The following is a 22,023-nucleotide window of genomic DNA, read 5'->3' on the forward strand; positions in this document are numbered from 1 at the left end:
TCTCGCGGCGTTTGGCACGCACCAGCCTGCCCGGCAAGATGCGTACGCCATACGCAGCGGCTTTAACCTAAAGTAAATGTGAGAACCAAGCGAATGCCCCCAACCGGGTGAGGTCATTGAAGGTCACCAGAACCACCAGGGACAGAATAAACAAAACCCCCACCCGTAGGCCAGCCTCACGCGCCTGCTCCGGCACGGGACGGCGGATAATGAACTCCACCAAATAAAACAGCAGATGCCCGCCATCGAGAATCGGGATGGGGATCAGATTCACTAGCCCAAGATTGATGGACAGCACGGCGATCAGGCTGATGACAGACACCAGCCCAAGAGCGGCGGCCTGCCCGCTGATCTCGGCAATTCCAAGCGGCCCAGCCAGATCTTTAAGCCCTTTATGGTGCACAATCAGCGTTGCCATGCCAGAGAACCAGCCGGAAATCTGCCGTCCTGTCTCGTGAAAAGCCGCAGCAATCGCTGGTCCGGGAGCCAGCCGCTTGAGTGCCGATTGCGTGCCGATCACACCAAGATGGCCAATTTTTTCCCCATCCAGGGTCGTCTCGCCTACCGTTACTGGCAAAGTTAAATCCTTGCCCGCACGCTCAATGGTGAAATCCAGCACTGTGTCCGGGTGTTCAACCACAATCTGCTGAAGATCGGAAAAATGATGAATTTTCGCGTCGCCTATGGCCAGAACCCGGTCGCCCGCCTGCAAGTGCGACTCCGCCGCCGGAGAACCCAGCTGAATCTGATTCAGCACGGGTTGCGTGGTCACCTGCCCGGTGGACATGAACAGCCCGGCGTAAATCACCACCGCCAGCAGCAAATTCGCCAAGGGCCCAGCAGCGACAATCACCGCTTTCGAGCCCAAGGACGCAGCTGCGAAGGAACCGGGTCTCGCCGGCCCCTTGGTCTGCTCCTCACCCCAGCCCTGCATCTTCACGTAACCGCCCAAGGGCAAGGCTGAAACCTGCCAGACGGTGCCGGACTTCTTCGCCTTATACTTCAGCAGCGCCGGACCAAACCCCACGGAAAAGGTTTCCACCGTCACGCCCTGGCTGCGCGCCGCGAGATAATGGCCAAGCTCATGAAAGAAAATGAGCACGCCAATATCGACGATAAAAGCAAAGATGGTGCGCAGCATATCAAACATGATCAGGCTGCCTTGGCGGCGGCAAGGGTTGAGGCAGCGGTGCGGGCCGCTTCATCGATCGCCAGCACGGCGGCCAGGTCCGGAACGGTGGGCGCGCCCAGCTTCTGCATGACGGCCTCGACGATCCCGGCAATATCAAGGAATCCTATCTTTCGGTCCAGAAACGCCGCGACGGCAATTTCGTTAGCGGCATTCAGCACGGCAGGCGCCCCTGCCCCCGCCGCCAGCGCCTCACGCGCCAGGCGTAAGGCCGGAAAGCGCAGTTCATCCGGCGCATGGAATTCGAGCTTTGCCACCTCGGTCAGGTCCAGCCTTGGGGCCTGGGTGGCAAGGCGTTGCGGCCAGGCCAACGCATGCGCGATGGGAATCCGCATATCCGGCGACCCTAGCTGCGCCAGCACTGAGCCATCCGCATAGCAAACCATGCCGTGAATCACCGATTGCGGGTGTACTAGCACTTCAATTTTCTCTGACGACAGGCCAAATAATCTTGCAGCCTCAATCACTTCGAGGCCTTTGTTGAACATAGTCGCACTGTCGATGGAAATTTTTGCGCCCATGGACCAGACTGGGTGGCGCAAAGCCGCCTCACAGGTGATGGAGCGCATATCCTCAAGGCTATGATTACGGAATGGCCCGCCCGAAGCGGTAAGCACGATCTTATCAACCGCCTTGGCATTGCCATCCGCCATCGCCTGCATGATCGCGTTATGTTCGGAATCTACTGGCAGCAGCGTGGCGCCCGCCTGCTCAACTTCGTGTAGAAAGACATCTCCCGCTGAAACCAGCGATTCCTTGCAAGCAAATGCAATGGTGCCGCCTTGACGTACGGCGGCCAAGGTCGGCTCCAGCCCCACTGTGCCGGTAATCGCGCACATGGTCCAATCCGCTTTGCGGCCAGCAGCTTCCAACACAGAGGCGCGACCGCCCGCAACCTCCAGCCCGGTGCCCGCCAGCGCCTCACGCAGGGCAGGCAACAACCCCTCATCAGAAATCACGGTAATCTCAGGGCGGAACTTGCGAGCTTGTTCAGCCAGCAAAGCCAAGTTGCGTCCGCCGATCAGTGCACAAATCTCGTAGGCGGACGGATTTTCCGCAACCAAATCGAGAGTTTGCGTACCGACACTGCCCGTGGACCCGAGAATTGTCAGCCGCTTTACCCCCATAACGCCATGCCTCCTTGCATGCAGGCCGCAAGCAGCGCCGCCAAAGGCGCTGCTGTCAGAAAACCATCCAACCGGTCAAACAATCCGCCATGACCGGGAATCGTTCGTCCAGAATCTTTCACGCCTACTTTGCGCTTGATCGCACTTTCCAGCAAATCGCCAAACTGTGCGACAAAACTTAAAATCAACCCGGCAACAAAGGCATGTGCCGGTGCCCCCTGGGTCGCTAACGCCAGGGCGGCGCCACAACAAGCGCTGATGAGCAGCCCGCCCAGCGCGCCACTCCAGGTTTTACCGGGCGAGATGCGTGGCGCCAGTTTAGGCCCGCCAATCAGCCGCCCTACCAGATAAGCGCCAATATCCGTGCCCCAGATCACCAGGATCAAGAAGGTTGTATCCACCAGCCCGGTTTCCGGACGGTGACGCAGCCACAGCAGGGAAATTCCGCCCAACCCGGCATAGGGCACGCCCGCCGCAGCAAAGCGGCCGAACACACGCCAAGAGGTCAATGCAAAAAAAACAACGGCTTGTATTCCAGCGCTAAAGCCAAGACAGAGAGTTATCCCCCATATCAGCAGGAGCACGCCCGCCAAGGGCCAAGCCTGTTTCCGGCCCGCCAGACGGGCCCATTCATGTCCCAGTCCTACCATGCCGACGCCAATGAACAAATCCCACGCCAGCCCGCCGCGCCAAAGGCAGAACAAAGCTAGCGGCCCCAGCACCAAAGCCGAAGCGGTCCGAACATAAAAATCAGACCATCGACTTTTGGCGGGTTTGGGGTCCATCACCTCAGATAGGGCGGGCACCGAACCGCCGCTCCCTGCCCGCGTAATCCTCCAGCGCCATGGCGAAATGCTGCGCGCAGAAATCCGGCCATAACACTTTTGTGAACCAGATTTCCGCGTAAGCAAGCTGCCAAAGCAGGAAATTGCTTACGCGCTGTTCGCCTGATGTGCGGATTACAAGATCAGGGTCGGGAATCCCCGCCGTGAACAAGAAGTCTGAGAAGTTCTGCTCGGTGAGATCTTCTGGTTTCATCCCCGCCGTAATCGCCCGGCGCGCGGCCGCCACAATCTCAGCCCGGCCGCCATAGGACAGGGCCAGAACCAGGGTCAAGCGTTTATTATTGGCGGTTTTGCGCTCTGCTTCTTCCAATTCCTTTGCCAGCGCCGGGCCGAAGCGCTCCCGCTCACCGATGACTTTGAGCTGCACCCCTTCGGCATGTAGTTCAGCCAGTTCTGAGCGCAGATAATGCTTTAGCAGAAAGGTCAGGTCCTGCACCTCACCCGCCGGGCGCTGCCAGTTTTCTGAAGAAAAAGCAAACAAGGTAAGATAGCGTACACCATTGGTGACTGCTGCCTCGATAGCGCGGCGAACCGCCTTGGCGCCCTCGCGGTGACCCGCCACGCGCGGCAGCCCCTTGGCGGTAGCCCAGCGCCCGTTGCCATCCATGATGATGGCAACGTGCAAAGGCCCGGAATGCGAAGCAGCGTCTGCCATCAAACCTGCCGGATATCCTTTTCTTTCTCGGCGAAACTCTCATCCACACGCTTGATGTAGCTATCCGTCAATTTCTGCACTTGCTCCGCCCAATCACGCTCCTCATCTTCGGAGATTTCGGACTTCTTCTGCAGGGTCTTGATCTGCTCCATACCGTCGCGGCGCACACCGCGTACCGCGATGCGGGCGGCTTCGGCGTATTTATTGGCGGCTTTCACCAGTTCGATACGGCGTTCCTCGGTCAGCACCGGCAGAGGCACGCGGATGATTTGCCCATCAGGTTGCGGGTTGAGACCCAGTCCGCAATCGCGGATGGCGGCAACGGTGGAGTTAACCATCGAGCGGTCCCAGACCTGCACGGTGATCATCCGCGCTTCCGGCACGGCGATGGTGGCCACCTGATTGATCGGCATCAGCGAGCCATAAGCTTCCACCTTCACAGGCTCCAGCAGCGCCGGGCTGGCGCGGCCGGTACGCAGGCCGGAGAATTCGCGCTTCAGCGCCTCAAGGGCGCCGTCCATGCGGCGGGTAAGGTCAACTTTGATCGTGTCTAAATCAGCCATGTGATGAACCTTTTTTCAACTCTCAATGATGCGGGTAAAGGGCCCCTCGCCGCGCATCACGGAGGCGAAAGCGCCGGGCGCATGAATATTGAACACCAGAATAGGCAGCTTGTTCTCACGGGATAGCGAAATGGCGGATGCATCCATCACGTTCAGGTCACGGGCCAGAACGTCCAGATAGGTCAGCTCCTCATAACGTTTCGCGGACTGATCCTTGCGCGGATCGGCGGAATAGACACCATCCACCTGCGTCCCCTTCAGCATCGCGTCGCACTTCATTTCAGTGGCTCGCAGGGCGGCGGCTGTATCGGTGGTGAAAAACGGGTTACCGGTGCCGGCGGCGAAAACCACCACCCGGCCTTTTTCCATGTGTCGTTCCGCCCGGCGGCGAATATAGGGTTCACACACGGCTTCCATGGAGATCGCGCTCTGCACTCGAGTAGGAACGCCCATTTTCTCCAAAGCGGACTGCATCGCCAGTGCGTTCATCACCGTGGCCAACATGCCCATATAATCAGCCTGGGCGCGGTCCATACCCGCCGCGGCACCCGCCACACCCCGGAAGATGTTGCCACCGCCGATCACCAGACAAACCTGCACCCCCATGGCGATCACGTCCCGCACATCAGCCGCGATGCCGTTCACCGTCTCCGTGTCAAGCCCGTAATCACGCTTGCCCATCAGGGCTTCGCCGGACACTTTTAAAAGAACGCGTTTATATTGTGGGGTCTCGCTCATGGATCGTCCTTAGAATAAGGGCGGTGCCAGGCAAAGCCCGGACCGCCCCTGGGTAGCGCAAACGCGGAAAGGATTAAACCCCAGCGGCCGCTGCAACTTCAGCCGCGAAGTCAGAGACTTCCTTCTCGATGCCTTCGCCTAGAGTGAAGCGGACGAAGCGGGTAATGTTGGAACCGGCCTTTTTGACCACGTCCTTCACCTTGCTCTCGCCGTCATGCACCCAAGTCTGCTCCAGCAGCACCACGTCTTCATAATACTTCTTCACACGGCCTTCGACCATCTTCTCAATGATGGCTTCGGGCTTGCCGGAAGCACGGGCCTGCTCGGACAGCACGTTCTTCTCGCGCTCCAGCGCGGCCGGGTCGACCTCGGCGACGGACAGCGCGTCTGGGCGGGTGGCGGCGACATGCATGCCGATCTGGCGGCCCAGCGTCTCCAGCGCCTCGTTCGCGTTGCCTTCCAGCCCGACGATCACGCCAATCTTGCCCAGGCCCGGCTTCAGCGCGCCATGCACATAAGCGGCGGCGGTGCCACCCGGAACATTGATCACGGCCACACGGCGGACATTCATGTTCTCACCAATGGTGGCGACCAGATGCACAGTTTCCTCGGCAACGGTACGGCCGGTGCCGGGGTAAGCGGCGGCCTTCAGCGCCTCGACATCTTCGCCAACCTCAAGCGCCAGCTTGGCGACGGTCTCAACAAAGTTCTGGAACGCCTCGTTACGGGCCACAAAGTCGGTCTCGGCATTCACCTCGACCACGGCAGCCTTGCCAGCTTCCAGAGCAACGCCGACCAGACCTTCGGCGGCGACGCGGCCAGATTTTTTGGCAGCGGCGGAAAGGCCCTTCTTGCGTAGCCAGTCAATGGCGGCTTCCTTGTCGCCATTAGCCTCGGTCAGCGCCTTTTTGCAATCCATCATGCCAGCGCCGGTGGTCTCGCGCAGGTCTTTCACCAGGGCAGCGGTAATTTCGGCCATGTGTTCGCTCCTTATGACACGGTTGCGCGCGAAGGCTCACCACCCCCGCGCGTCCATTCGGTTTTAACCGGGCACCTTTCTGGCGCCCGTGAAAATCAACCCTGGGCCTCAGCCGGCGCCTCGTCGATCACCGGCTCAGCAGCAGCACCAAGATCCACGCCCGCAGCACCCAACTCAGCAGAGATACCGTCCAGCACCGCGCCGGCAACCAGGTCGCAATACAGGGTGATGGCGCGAATCGCGTCGTCATTACCCGGGATCGGGTAGGTCACGCCAGCAGGGTCGGAGTTGGAATCGAGGATGGCGACAACCGGAATGCCCAGCTTATTGGCTTCCTCAATGGCCAGCTTTTCTTTGTTGGTATCGATCACGAACAGGATGTCCGGCAGGCCACCCATATCCTTGATTCCACCCAGAGCGCGCTCCAGCTTCTCCTGGTCGCGGGTGAAGTTCAAGATTTCCTTCTTGGAATAACCCTGGGTCTCACCGGAGAGCATCTCGTCCATCTGGCGCAGGCGCTTGATGGAGCCGGTGATGGTCTTCCAGTTGGTGAGCATGCCACCCAGCCAGCGATGGTTTACATAATACTGGCCGCAACGCTGCGCAGCTTCAGCCACATGCTCAGCGGCGGCGCGCTTGGTGCCCACGAACAGCACGCGGCCACCGGCGGCGGTCACATCGCGCATGGCCTTGAGCGCGCGCTCCATCAAAGGAACGGTCTGCTGCAGGTCGATAATGTGGACCTGGTTGCGCACGCCAAACAAATAGGGCGCCATACGCGGGTTCCAGCGACGGGTATTATGGCCAAAATGAACGCCGGCTTCAAGTAGTTGGCGCAGGGAAACGTCGGGAAGTGCCATTGGCAGTTCTCTTTCCTTATCTAATCCGGTTTTATCCTCCGTGGGGAAAGCGCTCTCGCGAACACCGGACCTAACAGGCTTTCACCCGGACAGGCCCCCACGTGTGAATTTGCCCGCACCGCGCGGGCGACGGGCATATCGCGCATTTTCGTGCCAATTTCAACCCGAAACGGCGCTCATCTGTTGTCATAAAGAAAGGGCAGCGTCATGCTGCCCTTCTGATTGCACGCAAACAGCGCGGCTTAGAACTTATAACCAACACCAAAGCCGACCACTGTCGGGTTCAACCCAGTCATGGCGTGGATGGCGCCGTGGTCCAGGCGGGCGGCGGTGGGCAGGATCATCTGCTTCACATCCACGTTAATGCTCCAGTTCCCCTGAACCGGAACATCGAACCCAGCCTCGAAAGACGGACCGACAGCGGTACGCAGGCCTAACTTGTCACTCGTGCCGAGCAACTGCGAACTTGGGCTGGTGCCGTAAAAGAAGGCCACCGTGATGCCCACGCCCACATAAGGGCGTACAACACCAATTTGCGGGAAGTGCCATTGAGCGGTTAGAGTCGGCGGCAGAACCCAGGTGGATCCCAGCGTGGCGCCGTTCCCCAACGCGCCGCCCTTGGCGGTGATGGTGTGGCGGCTCGTCGCGGCGATTAGCTGGAAGGAGAGATTCGGCGTCACGAAGTAAGATGCATCTACCTCTGGCGACACCCCTGTGGTAATACCAAGTCTTGCGCCAGGAATACCCGTGATGTGGCTGTCCATATTCTGAGGAATCACGCCGATGATGCTCAGGTGCGTCATGATATCTCCGGCCTTATAGCCCGTGGGGCCAGAGAGGAGGCTATAGCCTTGCGCCAGGGCTGGCGTGCAGGCCGTGGCAGCCATGAGAACAGCAGCGGCGGAGCAAAGTTTGACGTTCATTAGAGGAAGGCTCCCGATTGGATTGACGCGATCTCAATAGAAGTGCCCTGGCTTCTGTTCTTTGATCTGAAACAAAAATTCCCGGCTAGGCCGGGAATTAAAGAAGTGTGACTTTTTTGCCAGACCGCGCCTGCCGCTACTCAGGTCAGTAGCGGCCCCCAAGAGGGGTCGGTGGCATAAGTGGGGGTGTCCACCAGCCGTTCATTGAACCCGTCCACTCCGATCGTTACCAAACGTGCGCTGTGGCCGGAAGGTGTCGGGGACTCGCGGTAGAACATGATCACACGACCATTTGGGCAGAAGGTGGCGCCTTCCACCAGATAACCTTGGGACAAAATCCGCTCCCCTGTGCCATCCGGCGCCATCACGCCAATAGAGAAACCGCCCGAACCCCAGAAAGTGTAGGCGATCAGATCACCGCGCGGCGACCAAGCGGGTTCGGCGTACTGGCCGGGGCCAAAGGAGATGCGCTTCACGCCCGAGCCATCAGCATTCATCACGAACAGTTGCTGGTTGCCGTCGCGGTCGGAGTTGAACACGATCTGCGATCCATCCGGCGAATAACAGGGGGTCACGTTGATTGAGCTGCTGTCCGTGAGCTGGACCATATTGCCCCCGCTCAGATCGGTTTTCACAATCGACGCGCCGCCATTATGCGAAACCGACATCAGCAGCGAATTGCCATCCGGCGAGAAACGCGGGCCGATAGTCATTTCACCAAAGCCGCCAACCAGCTTGGTGGCGCCGGTTTGCAGGTCGAACAGATAGACGCGCGGATTGCTGCCATCGCGGAAACTGACAAAGGCAAGCTGCTGGCGAGTTGGGTTATATTGCGGGGAGAGCGCCATATTGGCGCCATTAGTCAGGAACTGCACGTTCGCACCGTCATAATCCATAATGGCAAGACGGCGGATGGGGCTGGTCACCTGCCCCGCAACCGAAATAAACGCCACCCGGCTGTCGAAATAGCCCTTCTCGCCAATCATCTGCTGATAGATCGAATCGGCGATGATATGGGCAATCCGACGCCAATTATTCTTTGTGGTGGTATAGGCCGTGCCTTGGACCTGCGCCTGCTGCTGCACGTTCCAGAGTCGGAACTCCACCCGCAACTGGCCGCCGCCTGCATCCTGCACATCCCCCGTGACCAGCCCTTGCGCACCGAGGAGCGACCAGTTCTGCCAGACCGGCGTGCCGTTATTGATCGAGTTCGGCACAAAGCTGGAGGGGTCAATGGCGCGGAATAGGCCGGAATGAGAAAGGTCATCCGTGATCACCTGCGTGATTTGCGCGCCAACGCCCTGGGCTGCGAAGGGCATGATGGCCATAGGGATGGGCGCGTTCTGCGCGCCGCTAACCTGGATGGCCGGGCCGTTATTCGAGGTGGCCGGAGCAGTCTGGGCAAAGGCCGCAGGAGCCACGAGGCTTGCGGCACCCGCCGTGCCCAGCAGCCGGCGGCGGGAAAACGGCGGCAGAAGAAGACGCGTCATCATCAAACCTCTTACGGGGTGAAGTTGAACAAGAAGGTATGCACCTTACCCAGCATGTAGGACGGCAAGGGCAGCGTCGCACATTGATAATTCTCCACAGCCGCGATCGCGCGCTGGGCATAGGCCGAATAAATTGGGTTACCCATGTTGCCCTGCGAGGCGGGGGCCACCACGGCCTCACGCACCGTGCCGGAGGCATCGGTCGTTACCAGCAGTTGCACGGAGAAATTTTGAATCCCCGGCGCACCCGCATCAATGCCCCAGCAAGGACGTACATGCGCGCCGATGGCGTTGCGGTCAGCCTCACTCAAGCCCGAATTGGCCGTGCTGTTGGGGCTGCCACCACCATGGGGCGCACCGCCCTGGTCCGGGTTATATTGCGAGGTCGGCGGCTTTTCCTGCTTCTGGTTCACGCGCAGTTGCGAGAGCGTGTTGAGCACGTTCTTGCTAAGCGGCAGTGGCGTTTTCACCTCATGCTGCTGATGCGTGGCCGATTTCGCGGGGGCGGGCGGCTTCTTCGCCGGCTGTGGCTTCTCTGGCTGCTTCTCCTCGCTCGTCTGCTTCTGCGGCGGCTTAGGCGGCGGCGGAGGCGGTGTTGGCACCGGCGTGGGAGCGGGTGTGGGCGGCGGCGGCGGCGGCGCGGGCGTTGGGGGCGTCGGCGTTGGTTTCTGCTCCGGCGCCGGGGGGGGAGGAGGAGGTGGTGGTGGTGGCGCTTGCACCGGCCTCGGCTGGGGCGGCTTGGGATTCACCGGCCCCTTGTGCGGCACCGGCGTATTGCTGGGCGCCGCCACCTTGCCAGTATTTTGCGCCGTTTGCGGCTGGGTGGGGCCAACAAGGTCCACATCCACGCTTTCATCCGCCGAGGTGTTCAACGGTTGCATAGGCAATGTCACAATCGCGGCAACGATGATCGCCGCGTGGACAATAAAAGAGACAATCGCGCTACGGCGCAGATCGCGGTCCAAATTGCAACTCCCCTGCCCGGCGTTATTGCCCGGGCTGCTGCGCCAGCAGCGAAACCTTGGTGAACCCGCCTTGCACGATATCCGCCATCACCTGGAGCATGACGCCGTAATTCACCTCTTTATCGCCACGGATAAAAATTCGCTGATCAGCATTGTTCTTAGAGGCTTCCTGCAACGTGCTGACCAGATTGGAGAGCTGGATCTGGCTGTTATTCAGATACACATTGCCCTTGGAATCCACGGTCACGGTAATCGGCTTGGAATCGGCGTTGGCCGGTTTGGCGTTGGCCTGTGGCAGATTCACCTTTACCGAGGATGTGATCATCGGTGCCGTGACCATGAAGATGATCAGCAGCACCAGCATCACATCCACCAGCGGGGTGACGTTAATCTCCGCCATCGGGCGGTAGCGGCGGCGGCCGTTCCCGCCAGGGCCGATCAGCCCGCCTGCCATTTATTTATGCTCCTCAGACTGGCGGGAAAGAATGGCGGAGAATTCCGCGCCAAACCCTTCGAGCCGCCCGGCGAAGCGAGAAAGATCGTTGGACAGCTTATTATAAGCCAACACCGCTGGAATGGCGGCCACAAGACCGATGGCGGTGGCAAACAGCGCTTCCGCGATACCGGGCGCGACCACGGCAAGGTCTGTATTGTGCATGGCGGCAATGGCCGAGAAGGAGTGCATGATGCCCCACACCGTGCCGAACAAGCCGATAAACGGCGCTGTAGCACCCACGGAAGCCAGGAAGATCATAAACCGTTCCAGCCGGTCCATCTCACGCATGACGGTTACGTTCATCGCGCGGTCCACGCGCTCCTTCACGCCGGTCTTGCCGATCTCGGTGCCCGCGATGCGCGCGGTGCGCTTCCATTCGCTCATCGCCGCACCGAATACGGCGGCCATTGGGTTGGAGGGATCGGCTCCCTCGCGGTCATACAGCTCATCCAGGCTGCCACCAGACCAGAAATTATCTTCGAACGTATCGGCCGCTCGGTTCACACGGCGGATGGTCATGGCTTTCTCGATAATGATGGTCCACACCCAGATGCTGGCGATCAAAAGAATGATCATCACCAGCTTCACCACCGCATCCGCCTGCAGGAACAGGCCGAGCAGCGAGAGATTTGCCTGCGGCGCGGCCATGGCCGCCTGAGACACCGTTTGGTCCACTATCTTTCCCCGTTCAAAATTTCAGGCGCGCAACCCATTCACGCGGAATGCGCGTGGCCCGGCCATCGGACACACGTGCGCACCCCAACCCAAGCTCAAGCATGGCCAGCGAGTCGCTGTCTCGCAGGAATTTCTGCCGTAATGTAACGCTCGCACCACGCAATTCTGCAAATTCGGTTTCCACCGTCACCAACTCATCAATCCTGGCGGGGCGCTGATAGAGCAAATTCACACGATGCACCACAAACATGACGCCATAGCGCGCGACCATCTCCGCATGAGGCGCCCCCATTTCCCGGAGGGCCTCGGTCCGCCCGCGCTCAGCGATGGAGAGATAGTTCGCGTGATACACAATGCCCCCGGCATCCGTGTCCTGGTAATAGATGCGCGTGGTGTAACGGTAGATCAACTTCCTATTCTAACCCCATGATCAAGGCCGAAAACGGCCATTTTGTGGCAACTGGCCGCGAGCCTTATTCACCCAGCATGTCCAGCAGATCCGGCCCGCGTTGAGCGGGGTTGAAGCCCAGATGACGCCATCCCGGATCACCCAGCATACGCCCGCGTGATGTACGCAAAAGTAAGCCTTCCTGAATCAGATAGGGCTCTACCACATCCTCCAGCGTGTCGCGCGCCTCGGCCAGGGCGGCAGCCAGCGTTTCAACCCCCACCGGGCCGCCATTATGGTGCTCCGCCAAGCGCTTAAGGTAACGCATATCCATGGCGTCCAGCCCTTTCTGGTCCACATCCAGCCGGGTCAAAGCCTCATCAGCAAGATCTCGTGAAATTTCCGTAACCCCGGCGGCGGTGGCGAAATCTCTCACCCGGCGCGTCAGCCGTCCGGCGACACGCGGTGTGCCGCGGGAGCGTCGGGCGATCTCATATGCACCATCATAGGACAGGTTCATGCCCAGCTTCTGCGCCAGACGGATGACAATACCGGTGAGTTCGTCCGGCGTATAAAAAACCAGCCGCAGTGGAATCCCGAATCTGTCCCGCAGCGGGGTGGCCAGCAGCCCGGCGCGGGTGGTCGCCCCCACCAGCGTGAAAGGCGGCAGATCGATCCGCACGGTACGCGCCCCCGGCCCCTCACCGATGATGAGGTCAAGCTGGAAATCCTCCATCGCCGGGTAAAGGATCTCCTCAATCGCAGGCTGTAGACGGTGGATTTCGTCGATGAACAGCACGTCCTTCGGCTGCAAATTGGTTAGGATCGCCGCGAGGTCGCCGGATTTTTGGATCACCGGGCCAGAGGTCGCCTTGAACCCCACCCCCATCTCATGCGCCACAATCTGCGCCAGCGTGGTCTTACCCAGCCCCGGCGGGCCGTGCAGTAGCACATGGTCCAGAGCCTCCCCACGACTCCGCGCGGCCTGGACAAAGATTTTTAGATTCTCCCGGCTGGCGGCTTGGCCGGTGAAATCCTCAAGATTTTGCGGGCGCAGGGAGGTTTCAGCGCTGTCATCTGAGAGGCGTTCGCCGGAGGTAATGCGGTCGTTCATAGGCTTGGATTTGCAGCTTTTGGGCAAAGACTGCACCAAAAACTTTTGAAATTTTTAGGCGAAGGGGTCACTTGGCCAAGCCCTTCAGCCCGGCGCGAATGAGAATATCCAGCGAAGCGTCTTCTCCATGCGCTTCCACCGCCTTGGCCAAAGCAGCTTCAGCCTCGGCACGGCGGTAGCCAAGATTTGTGAGAGCGGACAACGCATCAGAGGCCGCGCCCCTGCCCACCGCGGCGGGAAAGGCCGCCGTGCCGCCACCGGGCATTACCCCAGCCTTACTCTGCAACTCGGTCAGGATCCGCACTGCCAGTTTTGGCCCCACCCCAGGGGCGCGGGTCAAAGCCGCTTTATCCTGGGCGGAAATGGCGCTGATGAGTTGGTCCGGCGACAAAGCCGAGAGGATGCCCAAGGCCACCTTGGCGCCCACCCCCTGCACGGTGGTCAGTAGCCGGAACCATTCGCGTTCAGCGGTGGTGAAGAAGCCATAAAGCGTGATGGCATCCTCCCTCACCTGGGTCTCGATAAGAAGCGTGCTCATCCCCTCCGGCAGCGCACCAAGCGTGCGGGAGGAGCACAAAACGAGATACCCGACCCCGTTTACATCCATCACGCAACGACCATCTTCGATGGAATCAACAATGCCCCGCAAACGCGCAATCATGAGACGGGCTTCCAGATATTTGTAGTGGAACGATGATGGGCATGGCAAATAGCCACCGCCAACGCATCCGCCGCGTCGGCGCGTTTTTGTGCTGCACCGGGCAGCAGGCGCCGCACCATCAGCCCCACCTGCTCCTTATCCGCCCCGCCAGTGCCGACTACGGCCATCTTCACCGTCTTGGCGCCATATTCAAAAACCGGGATCCCCGCCCGAGCCGGGGCCAGCAGAGCCACACCACGGGCATAGCCCAGCTTCAAGGTGGCAGAGGCGTTGCGATTCACATAAGTCTCCTCAACCGCCGCTTCGTCCGGGCTATAGCGTTCCAGCAACTCAGCCAGCGCGTTATCAAGCGCTTTTAGGCGCAGCGACACGCCTTCGGTGCCGTCCGTCGCCACCACGCCGTCCGCGACATGGCGGAGACGGTTGCCTTCAGCCTCCAGTACGCCCCAGCCGGTAAAACGCAGGCCGGGATCAATACCAAGAATGCGGACCCGGCCTTGCACCATCAGGCCGAGAGCTTCGCCAGAACGTCTTCAGAGAGCTCGAAATTGGCATAGACGTTCTGTACGTCATCATCATCCTCAAGAGTATCGATCAGCTTCAGCACGGAGGCAGCTTTGTCCTCATCCAGCGCCACGGTCATGTTCGGGCGCCATTCAATGCCCGCTTCCGCCGGATCACCGAAAGCCTGGGCCAACGCGTCGCGCACGGCGAAGAAATGTTCCACCGCCGCCAGCACCTCGTGACCATCCTCGTTGCTCACCACGTCATCGGCACCCGCTTCGATGGCGGCTTCCAGCACCTCATCCGCAGAAGCCACGTTAGCCGGATAACGAATCGCCGCGAGGCGGTTGAACATGAACGACACGGAATTGGTTTCGCCCAGCGCCCCGCCCGCCTTGTTGAAGGCCGCGCGCACCACGGAGGCCGTGCGGTTGCGGTTATCTGTCAGCGCCTCGACAATCACCGCCACGCCCGCGGGCCCATAGCCCTCATAGCGTACCGACTCGTAATTCTCCGCCCCTGCCGCACCGGCGGCTTTCTTAATCGCGCGGTCGATCGCGTCGCGGGTCATGTTCTGCTTCAACGCCGCCGCCACAGCTGCGCGCAAACGCGGATTCGCAGCCGGGTCGGGCAAACCTTCCTTGGCGGAAACGGTGATCTCGCGGATCAGCTTTGCGAAAATACGGGCCCGCTTGGCGTCCTGCGCGCCTTTGCGGTGCATGATGTTCTTAAATTGCGAATGTCCAGCCATGGGCGGGCTTTAGCATTTTTGTTCTAGCACTTGGAAGCTAGCCCCGGCAGGATTGACAGGGTGGAGTGGCTTCTCTAAGCAGCCGCCCACACACTGGGCGCGTAGCTCAGCGGTAGAGCATTCGCTTCACACGCGAAGGGTCACAGGTTCAATCCCTGTCGCGCCCACCATTCCAAGCCAGTGTGTCATTGGGCGCGTAGCTCAGCGGTAGAGCATTCGCTTCACACGCGAAGGGTCACAGGTTCAATCCCTGTCGCGCCCACCAATTCCCTGAAATTCAAAGCCTTAGACAAAAGCCCTTCGGGGATTTTTTGGCGTTTGGGCACAAGAAAAATGCAGCCTTCATAGAAAAGGCTGCATCCAAAAATTTTACAAACGTCAGTCCGAGGCGCGGTTTGACCGTGCCCCGGCGCAGAAAAATCAGGCGGCCTTGGCCATACCACGCAGCACGTACTGCAGGATGCCGCCATGCTTGTAGTAGTTCACCTCGTCAGCGGTATCGACGCGGCAGAGCAACTCGATCTCCTTCTTAGAGCCATCCGGGCGGGTAATGATCGCCTTAATGTCCATACGCGGGGAGAGGTTCTCAAGACCAACGATATCCACGGTCTCCTCGCCAGTAAGGCCGAGGGACTTGCGGGTTTCGCCATTCTTGAACAGCAGCGGCAGAACGCCCATTCCCACCAGGTTGGAACGGTGAATACGCTCAAAGCTCTCCGCGATGACCGCCTTCACGCCCAGCAGCATGGTGCCCTTGGCCGCCCAGTCACGGGAGGAGCCGGTACCGTATTCCTGCCCGGCGAACACCACCAGGGGCACGCCCTCCTGCTTGTACTTCATGGCGGCGTCGTAGATCGACATCTCCTCACCGCCCGGATAGTGCTTAGTGTTGCCTCCCTCTGTGCCACCCATCATCTCGTTCTTGATGCGGATGTTCGCGAAGGTGCCGCGCACCATCACATCATCATTACCACGGCGCGAACCGTAGGAGTTGAAATCCTTCTGCTGCACCTGATGCTCAGACAGGAACACGCCCGCCGGAGAAGACTTCTTGATGTTACCGGCCGGGGAGATGTGGTCGGTGGTGATGGAGTCACCCAGCAGCGCCATGACGCGCGCGCCCTTGATGTCGGAAACCGCCTTCGGTTCAGGCGTGATATCTTGGAAGTAAGGCGGGTTCTTCACATAGGTGGAACCGGCGGGCCAGGCGTAGGTGTCGGTCCCGCCGGAGAACTCAATGGCCTGCCACTCGGCCGGGCCCTTGAACACGTCCGAATAGCGTGCCTGGAACATTTCGCGGGTCAGCACCTGGCCCACAATGTCCTGGATCTCCTTGTTGGAGGGCCAGATGTCCTTCAGATACACTGGCTTGCCGTCTTTGGAGGTGCCGATCTGCGCGGTGGTGATGTCCTCACGCATGTTACCGAACAGGGAGTACGCAACCACCAGCGGCGGGGAGGCCAGGTAGTTCGCACGTACGTTCGGGTGCACGCGACCCTCGAAGTTACGGTTGCCGGACAGCACGGAGACCGCGACCAGTTTGTTGTTCTCGATCGCATCCACAATCGGATCCGGCAGCGGGCCGGAATTGCCGATACAGGTGGTGCAGCCATAGCCAACCGTTTCAAAGCCGATGGCGTCCAGATCCTCGGTGAGGCCGGACTTGTTCAGATAGTCGGTCACAACCTGCGAGCCAGGGGCCAGGGAGGTCTTCACCCAAGGCTTCGGCGCCAAGCCAAGCTCGCGGGCCTTGCGTGCCACAAGTCCAGCGGCCACCAGCACGTAAGGGTTGGAGGTGTTGGTGCAGGAGGTGATCGCCGCAATCACTACGTCGCCATGGGTGATCTCGTAATTGGTGCCAGCCACGGCGCCCTTGTTGGCAACGGCTTCGGCGGGCACGCCGAGGCTCTTGGTCAGCTCGCTCTTGAAGGCGGAAGCCGCTTCCTTCAGCAGCACGCGGTCCTGCGGGCGCTTCGGGCCAGCCAGGGAGGGCTGTACGGTGGAGAGGTCCAGTTCCAGCGTGTCGGAGAAAACGGGCTCGTGCTCGTCACGCCACAGGCCCTGGGTCTTGGTGTATTCCTCGACCAGCTTGATGCGGTGCTCGTCGCGGCCGGAGAGGCGCAGATAGTCCAGGGTGACTTCGTCAACCGGGAAGAAGCCGCAGGTGGCGCCATATTCGGGGGCCATGTTGGCGATAGTGGCGCGGTCAGCCAGCGCCATCTCGGCCATGCCTTCGCCGTAGAATTCGACGAACTTGCCGACGACCTTCTTGGCGCGGAGCATCTGGGTGACGGTCAGCACGAGGTCGGTCGCTGTCACGCCCTCGGAGAGCTTGCCGGTCAGCTTGAAGCCGACAACATCCGGAATGAGCATAGCGATCGGCTGGCCGAGCATCGCGGCCTCGGCCTCAATGCCGCCCACGCCCCAGCCCAGCACGCCCAGGCCGTTGACCATGGTGGTGTGGGAGTCGGTGCCGTACAGTGTGTCAGGATAGACATAGGTCTTGCCGCCATTCTCGGAGGTCCAGGCCACCTGTGCCAGATATTCCAGGTTCACTTGGTGACAGATGCCAGTGCCGGGGGGCACGACGCGGAAATTATTGAAAGCCTCCTGGCCCCAGCGCAGGAAGCGATAACGCTCGCTGTTACGCTCGAATTCCAGGTCGATATTCTTCTGCAGTGCATCGTGAGAAGCGGAGTAATCCACCATCACGGAATGGTCGATCACGAGATCCACCGGGATTAGCGGGTTCACTTTCTCAGGCTCGGCGCCAAGCTTGACGATACCATCGCGCATCGCGGCCAGATCGACTACGGCGGGCACGCCGGTGAAGTCCTGCATCAGGATACGGGCAGGCTTGAATGGCACTTCCTTGGAAGAGTTGGCTTTTTCTAGCCAAGCGATGATGGATTTGGCGTCCTCGGTGGTGTAGCTGCCGCCATTTTCAAACCGCAGCACGTTTTCCAGAAGAATCTTTAGGGTTTTAGGAAGCTTGGAGATATCACCCAGCTTAGCGGCGGCGGCCGGAAGCGAGAAATACTCGTACGACTTGCCGTCAACATTCAGGGTTTTCTTGGTTTCCAGGCTATCGTGGCCGATCGCTGTCATGAGGCAAAACCTTTCTGCAGTTGCCGCTTGTGATTTGGCCCGGCTTAAACCATAGCCGTACCCGCCCGTCTATTCCGAACCTTAGGATTTTTGCACCTGCTCACTGCTCAAAAACTCGCGATTTTCCGTGGCGAACGGCTAGTTTTGAACGGAGTCAGCTTCGCGCTGCGCCCTGGCGGCATCCTACTCCTGCGTGGAGCGAATGGCGCGGGCAAATCAAGCCTGCTGCGCGCCCTGGCCGGACTGACGCCTTTGGTTTCAGGTGACCTCTTTTGGGACGATTTGCCTGCCCTCGCGGACCGCGAAGCCCATGCCGCACGGATCGGCTGGCTGGGGCATCAGGACGCGGTGAAACCCGCCCTCACCCCGGCCGAGCAAGTGCCCAGAAGCGCGCTGACACTGGTGGGGTTGGAAAGATTCGCAGATTTGCCAACGCGTTTCCTCTCAGCCGGGCAAAAGCGCCGGCTGGCTATCGCGCGGGTGGCGGCAACGCCAAAAGCGCTTTGGCTGCTCGATGAACCCACCACAGGACTCGATTCCGCATCCATCGAGCGGTTTTTGGCCTTATGCAGCGCCCAGAGAGCGCGCGGCGGCATGATCATCGCCAGTACCCACACTCCCATCGACCTGCCTAATACAGAGGTGCTGGCCCTATGATCAGCCTAATTGCCAAGGAATTGCGGCTTTCATTCCGGCACGGCGCCGAAAGCATGGCCGCCTTGCTGTTTTTCATTATTGCCGGAACGCTGTTCGCCTTCGGGGTGGGGCCTGATCCGTCCATTTTGTCGCGCATTGCGCCAAGCGTGGTGTGGGTGACCGCATTGCTGGCCGCATTGTTGCCCCTGGACCGGCTGTTCGGCCCAGATTTCGAGGACGGCACGCTGGACCTGCTGCTGCTCTCCGGCAAACCCGCTTATGAGATCGCCGCCGCCAAGGCGGCCTCACATTGGCTGACCACCGGCTTGCCCCTGCTTATTATGGCTGCGCCACTCGCCGTTATGCTGCGCCTGCCCGGCGACAGGCTGCCCGTGCTGCTGCTGACGCTGCTGCCGGGTACGCTGATTTTTTCATTACTGGGAACAATGGCGGCAGCACTCACCACCGGTGCGCGGCGCGGGGCAATTCTGATGCCTTTGATCACACTGCCACTAATGATCCCAAGTCTGATCTTCGGGACAGCGGCGGCAACCAGCCCCCACCCGGCGCCGCCTTTTTATATGATCTTTGCCATGTTGCTGGCCGCCCTGCCGCTTGCCCCGCTTGGCACGGGGCTCGCTCTACGCGCCGCGGCAGAGTAACTCGCCACCTTCAGAGGCTGGCGGCGGGAAAGGCAAGGCCCGAGCCGGGATCGACGAACACCAACTCGTCCTTCACTTCTTTCACGCCCGGTGCATTCTCTACGATGGTGACCACGGCCCGGCGTTCCTCGTCAGAGAAGATCGTGCCTTCCAGTGTCACCACACTGTCTTTGACCGCGACCTGCAAACCGGAGCGGGGCGCCCATTTGGCTTGGCCAATCTCGTTCTTGATATAAGCCAGAATATCATCGTCACTGACCAACTCGTGCGTCTCGATTAGCTTGGCGGTTAAAGCCTTCAGCAGGTCGGTCCGGCCAATAATACCCACCAGTTTATTATTCTCCATCACCGGCAGACGCTTGAAATGCTTCCGCAGCATAATCTGTACGGCTTCAGCTAAAGAGGTATCAGGCGTTACAAAGACAGGATTATGCGTCATCACACCGCTCACATGGCGGGAATGGGTCGCCACATAATCCGCAGCCACGGCGGCTGGTTGCAACAGCGCTTTGAGCCATCCGGCTGGGGTGCCTTCAGTGCCGATTTCGGCCCGGCGCAGCATGTCGCCTTCCGTCACCACGCCCACCAAGGTGCCATTTTCATCAAGAACCGGCAAACCGCTGACATGGTTGGCCAACATAATCCGGGCTGCATCAACCACGGTGGTCCGGGGCTGCACGGCAATTGTGTTGCGGTTCATAATTTCGGCGACATTCATGACACCCTCCTCAAGGCTTAGTGTTTTGTTTTTGTCATGTTCCTTCGCCGTGCGCTTTGATGATGATCAATTCGCCGCTTCGGCAATATTCTCCAATGCCTGTGGACGCAGCAGCACGACTTCATGGATATTGGGTATCTCAATCAGCCCCTCTTTTTTCAGAGCGCTGAGTGAGCGGGAGACAGTTTCAATCGTCAGGCCGAGATAATCCGCGAGGTCGGTCCGCGACAACGGCAAAGTGAGCTTCGCGTTGGGCCGCGGCAGCTTGCCAGTGTTGCAATTTTCCTGCCGCTGCGCCCAGGAAAGCAGGAAGCTAGCAATACGTTCCAGCGCGGTCTTGCGGCCGAGCAGCAGCATCTGCTGTTGGCTCAGCACCAGTTCATGCATCGCCACATCCAGCAGCTTGCGCTCAAGGGCCGGATACTCCTCGAACATCGCGCGCATCCCGGCGCGGGAGAACCGGCAAAGCTGCACGGGCTCCATCGTCTCTGCGGACACCACATTCATGTCCGTGGCGGCCAAGCCGATAAAATGCCCGGGCCCTGCAAAACCAGTGATCTGACGGCGCCCGTCCGGCAGGGCCTTGAACAGTCGCACCGTGCCGGAATTCACATTATAGAAGAATTGCGCCGCATCGCCTTCCTCTAGAAACAGCCTTCCAGTCGGCAAGGTCATTCGGTGAGCGGCGCTGGAGAGAAACACTAACTCCTCATCGGACAATGCGTCGCACAAGCCCAAATGACGGGCGCCGCAATCCTCACAGGCGGAAGCAGAGGGACGGTCCGCCAGATTGATTGCGACCGGATGACGCAGAGAGGCGATTTTGCCAAATGAACTCATAAAGCCTGCTTACTCTCAAGGATCGCACTGATCCATATCAAAAGCAGCATAAGGCCCTTCACACCATGTTGTTCTTATCTGGATCAGCCGGTTTGAACTTGCCTTGTCACAGATAAAAACAAGGGATGCGCCCCTCCCCGCCCTTAACCGGCGGCAGGGTCGCATCCCTGGCGTCTCATTATCGGAAAAGGCGAAACTTTATCGACCTTTTCCGCTCAATTCATGCTTCCGTGCGGTGCGTCATGGAGACATTGCAGGCTTCAGGCCCAAAAATCATCAACAGGATCAACACCACAGCCACGATGCCGCCGACCAGTTCCAGCGAATAACCATAATCACCGCCATTCAGCGATGTGATATGGGTCTGAATCGGCGCGTTGAAGGACGCCACTAAATTCCCCAGCTGTTACACGAAGCACGGAAAGGTCGCGCGAATCTCAGACGGAGATAGCTCGTTCAGATGCACCGGCACGACGCCCCAAGCCCCTGTGCGCCGATCTGCATAAAGAAGGTCGCGATGGCGATGGTGGCGAAGGTTGTGCCATGCGACCAGGGCCACAGCGTGATCAGCACAATGGCGCAAGCGCCGATAATGGCATAACGGCGGCCAATCTTCTCGCTGAGATAGCCGAACAGTACCCCACCGATCACCGCGCCAGCGTTAAAGATCAATCCGGCATTGACCATCTGGCTATGGTTGAAATGAAGCTGATGACCCAGGAACAACTTAACATAGATGTCCTGCATGCCGTAGGAGAGGAAGTTGAATGCCGCCATCATCACCACGCCATAGAGCACCAGCTTGGCGTTTTCTTCAGCACGGTGCTGATGGAAACCTTGGTCGGACAGTGCCTCATGGCCTCAAAGGCCGGGCTTTCCTCAATCTTGGTGGCGATAAACAGCACCAGCAACGCGGGTAGCGCGCCGACGAAGAACATGCCACGCCAACCCAACGGTTGCATCCCGAAATCGAACAACAGCGTGGCCAGCAAAGCGTTGAATGGATACCCCGCCTGCAACAACCCGGACACCCAGCCGTCCGAAAATGAAGGCACCGATGGCACGAGTCGCCAGCGTTAAGGTGATCGAGAACGCCACCGAGGCAATATTGAACCCAAACGCCTGGGAGACGTTAT

The 22,023-nt window shown here is 59.8% G+C and carries 26 protein-coding genes and 2 tRNA genes; 4 read left to right on the forward strand and 24 right to left on the reverse strand.

Annotated elements, in window-relative coordinates:
* Positions 1 to 67: 67 nt before the first annotated feature.
* The 18 genes from rseP to BUB54_RS09070 all read right to left on the reverse strand — a co-directional run bounded on the left by rseP (position 68) and on the right by BUB54_RS09070 (position 14,923).
* Positions 68 to 1,150: an RIP metalloprotease RseP gene (gene rseP / locus BUB54_RS08985; protein WP_048877423.1), complete on the reverse strand. Its 1,083-nt coding sequence runs from the start codon at positions 1,148 to 1,150 to the stop codon at positions 68 to 70.
* A 2-nt stretch (positions 1,151 to 1,152) separates the two neighbouring features.
* Positions 1,153 to 2,316 (reverse strand): 1-deoxy-D-xylulose-5-phosphate reductoisomerase, encoded by a 1,164-nt coding sequence (locus BUB54_RS08990; RefSeq protein WP_048877424.1) that lies wholly within the window; start codon positions 2,314 to 2,316, stop codon positions 1,153 to 1,155.
* Complete coding sequence (locus BUB54_RS08995; protein ID WP_241869294.1) at positions 2,307 to 3,122, reverse strand: phosphatidate cytidylyltransferase; 816 nt, start codon at positions 3,120 to 3,122, stop codon at positions 2,307 to 2,309. The genes BUB54_RS08990 and BUB54_RS08995 overlap by 10 nt, the downstream gene beginning before the upstream one ends.
* Positions 3,106 to 3,816, reverse strand: a complete 711-nt coding sequence (uppS, locus tag BUB54_RS09000; RefSeq protein WP_048877425.1) for a polyprenyl diphosphate synthase — start codon at positions 3,814 to 3,816, stop codon at positions 3,106 to 3,108. Before uppS ends, BUB54_RS08995 begins: the two co-directional genes overlap by 17 nt.
* Positions 3,816 to 4,379, reverse strand: a complete 564-nt coding sequence (gene frr / locus BUB54_RS09005) for a ribosome recycling factor (RefSeq protein WP_048877426.1) — start codon at positions 4,377 to 4,379, stop codon at positions 3,816 to 3,818. The genes uppS and frr overlap by 1 nt, the downstream gene beginning before the upstream one ends.
* Before the next feature lie 15 nt (positions 4,380 to 4,394).
* Positions 4,395 to 5,117, reverse strand: a complete 723-nt coding sequence (gene pyrH, locus BUB54_RS09010) for a UMP kinase (RefSeq protein ID WP_048877427.1) — start codon at positions 5,115 to 5,117, stop codon at positions 4,395 to 4,397.
* Positions 5,118 to 5,190: 73 nt separating this feature from the next.
* Positions 5,191 to 6,096 (reverse strand): translation elongation factor Ts, encoded by a 906-nt coding sequence (gene tsf, locus BUB54_RS09015; RefSeq protein ID WP_048877428.1) that lies wholly within the window; start codon positions 6,094 to 6,096, stop codon positions 5,191 to 5,193.
* 95 nt (positions 6,097 to 6,191) lie between these two features.
* Positions 6,192 to 6,956, reverse strand: coding sequence for a 30S ribosomal protein S2 (gene rpsB / locus BUB54_RS09020; protein WP_048877429.1), 765 nt, complete (start codon positions 6,954 to 6,956; stop codon positions 6,192 to 6,194).
* A gap of 242 nt (positions 6,957 to 7,198) precedes the next feature.
* Complete coding sequence (locus BUB54_RS09025) at positions 7,199 to 7,879, reverse strand: OmpW/AlkL family protein (protein ID WP_052948278.1); 681 nt, start codon at positions 7,877 to 7,879, stop codon at positions 7,199 to 7,201.
* Between the two features lie 140 nt (positions 7,880 to 8,019).
* Positions 8,020 to 9,372 carry a Tol-Pal system beta propeller repeat protein TolB gene (gene tolB, locus BUB54_RS09030; RefSeq protein WP_048877430.1) on the reverse strand — a complete coding sequence of 451 codons (1,353 nt, stop codon included), beginning with the start codon at positions 9,370 to 9,372 and terminating at the stop codon, positions 8,020 to 8,022.
* An 8-nt stretch (positions 9,373 to 9,380) separates the two neighbouring features.
* Positions 9,381 to 10,334 (reverse strand): hypothetical protein, encoded by a 954-nt coding sequence (locus BUB54_RS20740; protein WP_048877431.1) that lies wholly within the window; start codon positions 10,332 to 10,334, stop codon positions 9,381 to 9,383.
* A 22-nt stretch (positions 10,335 to 10,356) separates the two neighbouring features.
* Complete coding sequence (gene tolR / locus BUB54_RS09040) at positions 10,357 to 10,788, reverse strand: protein TolR (RefSeq protein WP_048877432.1); 432 nt, start codon at positions 10,786 to 10,788, stop codon at positions 10,357 to 10,359.
* A complete protein-coding gene (tolQ, locus tag BUB54_RS09045; RefSeq protein ID WP_048877433.1) occupies positions 10,789 to 11,505 on the reverse strand; it encodes a protein TolQ in 717 nt (238 codons plus the stop codon).
* A gap of 13 nt (positions 11,506 to 11,518) precedes the next feature.
* Positions 11,519 to 11,914 (reverse strand): YbgC/FadM family acyl-CoA thioesterase, encoded by a 396-nt coding sequence (locus BUB54_RS09050; RefSeq protein ID WP_048877434.1) that lies wholly within the window; start codon positions 11,912 to 11,914, stop codon positions 11,519 to 11,521.
* Positions 11,915 to 11,978: 64 nt separating this feature from the next.
* Complete coding sequence (gene ruvB, locus BUB54_RS09055) at positions 11,979 to 13,007, reverse strand: Holliday junction branch migration DNA helicase RuvB (RefSeq protein ID WP_048877435.1); 1,029 nt, start codon at positions 13,005 to 13,007, stop codon at positions 11,979 to 11,981.
* 67 nt (positions 13,008 to 13,074) lie between these two features.
* Positions 13,075 to 13,668, reverse strand: coding sequence for a Holliday junction branch migration protein RuvA (gene ruvA, locus BUB54_RS09060; RefSeq protein WP_048877436.1), 594 nt, complete (start codon positions 13,666 to 13,668; stop codon positions 13,075 to 13,077).
* Positions 13,665 to 14,174 carry a crossover junction endodeoxyribonuclease RuvC gene (gene ruvC / locus BUB54_RS09065; protein WP_048877437.1) on the reverse strand — a complete coding sequence of 170 codons (510 nt, stop codon included), beginning with the start codon at positions 14,172 to 14,174 and terminating at the stop codon, positions 13,665 to 13,667. Before ruvC ends, ruvA begins: the two co-directional genes overlap by 4 nt.
* A complete protein-coding gene (locus tag BUB54_RS09070) occupies positions 14,174 to 14,923 on the reverse strand; it encodes a YebC/PmpR family DNA-binding transcriptional regulator (protein ID WP_048877438.1) in 750 nt (249 codons plus the stop codon). The genes ruvC and BUB54_RS09070 overlap by 1 nt, the downstream gene beginning before the upstream one ends.
* Before the next feature lie 95 nt (positions 14,924 to 15,018).
* Here BUB54_RS09070 and BUB54_RS09075 point away from each other — a divergent pair.
* Both BUB54_RS09075 and BUB54_RS09080 read left to right on the forward strand, forming a co-directional pair.
* Positions 15,019 to 15,093: transfer RNA gene (locus tag BUB54_RS09075), tRNA-Val, on the forward strand.
* 20 nt (positions 15,094 to 15,113) lie between these two features.
* Positions 15,114 to 15,188, forward strand: a tRNA-Val gene (locus BUB54_RS09080).
* Positions 15,189 to 15,343: 155 nt separating this feature from the next.
* Here the strand turns inward: BUB54_RS09080 and acnA are convergent.
* A complete protein-coding gene (gene acnA / locus BUB54_RS09085; RefSeq protein WP_048879146.1) occupies positions 15,344 to 18,031 on the reverse strand; it encodes an aconitate hydratase AcnA in 2,688 nt (895 codons plus the stop codon).
* Between the two features lie 90 nt (positions 18,032 to 18,121).
* Between acnA and ccmA the strand changes: the two genes are divergently transcribed.
* Together ccmA and ccmB are read left to right on the forward strand one after the other, a co-directional pair.
* A complete protein-coding gene (gene ccmA / locus BUB54_RS09090; RefSeq protein ID WP_082075678.1) occupies positions 18,122 to 18,688 on the forward strand; it encodes a heme ABC exporter ATP-binding protein CcmA in 567 nt (188 codons plus the stop codon).
* Positions 18,685 to 19,329, forward strand: a complete 645-nt coding sequence (gene ccmB / locus BUB54_RS09095; protein WP_048879144.1) for a heme exporter protein CcmB — start codon at positions 18,685 to 18,687, stop codon at positions 19,327 to 19,329. Before ccmA ends, ccmB begins: the two co-directional genes overlap by 4 nt.
* 10 nt (positions 19,330 to 19,339) lie before the next feature.
* On the opposite strand, the gene BUB54_RS09100 is transcribed toward ccmB, so the two are convergent.
* From BUB54_RS09100 to BUB54_RS21125, 5 genes are all read right to left on the reverse strand, one after another.
* Entirely contained in the window at positions 19,340 to 20,047 is a 708-nt protein-coding gene (locus tag BUB54_RS09100) for a CBS domain-containing protein (RefSeq protein ID WP_048879143.1), read from the reverse strand.
* A 66-nt stretch (positions 20,048 to 20,113) separates the two neighbouring features.
* Entirely contained in the window at positions 20,114 to 20,887 is a 774-nt protein-coding gene (locus tag BUB54_RS09105; RefSeq protein ID WP_052948376.1) for a Crp/Fnr family transcriptional regulator, read from the reverse strand.
* A gap of 220 nt (positions 20,888 to 21,107) precedes the next feature.
* The gene (locus BUB54_RS21115) at positions 21,108 to 21,278 is read right to left on the reverse strand and encodes a hypothetical protein (protein ID WP_199444703.1); all 171 of its coding nucleotides are present in this window, start codon (positions 21,276 to 21,278) and stop codon (positions 21,108 to 21,110) included.
* 65 nt (positions 21,279 to 21,343) lie between these two features.
* A complete protein-coding gene (locus BUB54_RS21120) occupies positions 21,344 to 21,685 on the reverse strand; it encodes an MFS transporter (protein WP_217652473.1) in 342 nt (113 codons plus the stop codon).
* Positions 21,667 to 21,942, reverse strand: coding sequence for a hypothetical protein (locus tag BUB54_RS21125; protein ID WP_199444701.1), 276 nt, complete (start codon positions 21,940 to 21,942; stop codon positions 21,667 to 21,669). Before BUB54_RS21125 ends, BUB54_RS21120 begins: the two co-directional genes overlap by 19 nt.
* Between the last annotated feature and the right edge of the window lie 81 nt (positions 21,943 to 22,023).

Origin of the sequence: Acidocella aminolytica 101 = DSM 11237 (genome assembly GCF_900129125.1) — a bacterium.
Taxonomy (GTDB): Bacteria; Pseudomonadota; Alphaproteobacteria; order Acetobacterales; family Acetobacteraceae; genus Acidocella; species Acidocella aminolytica.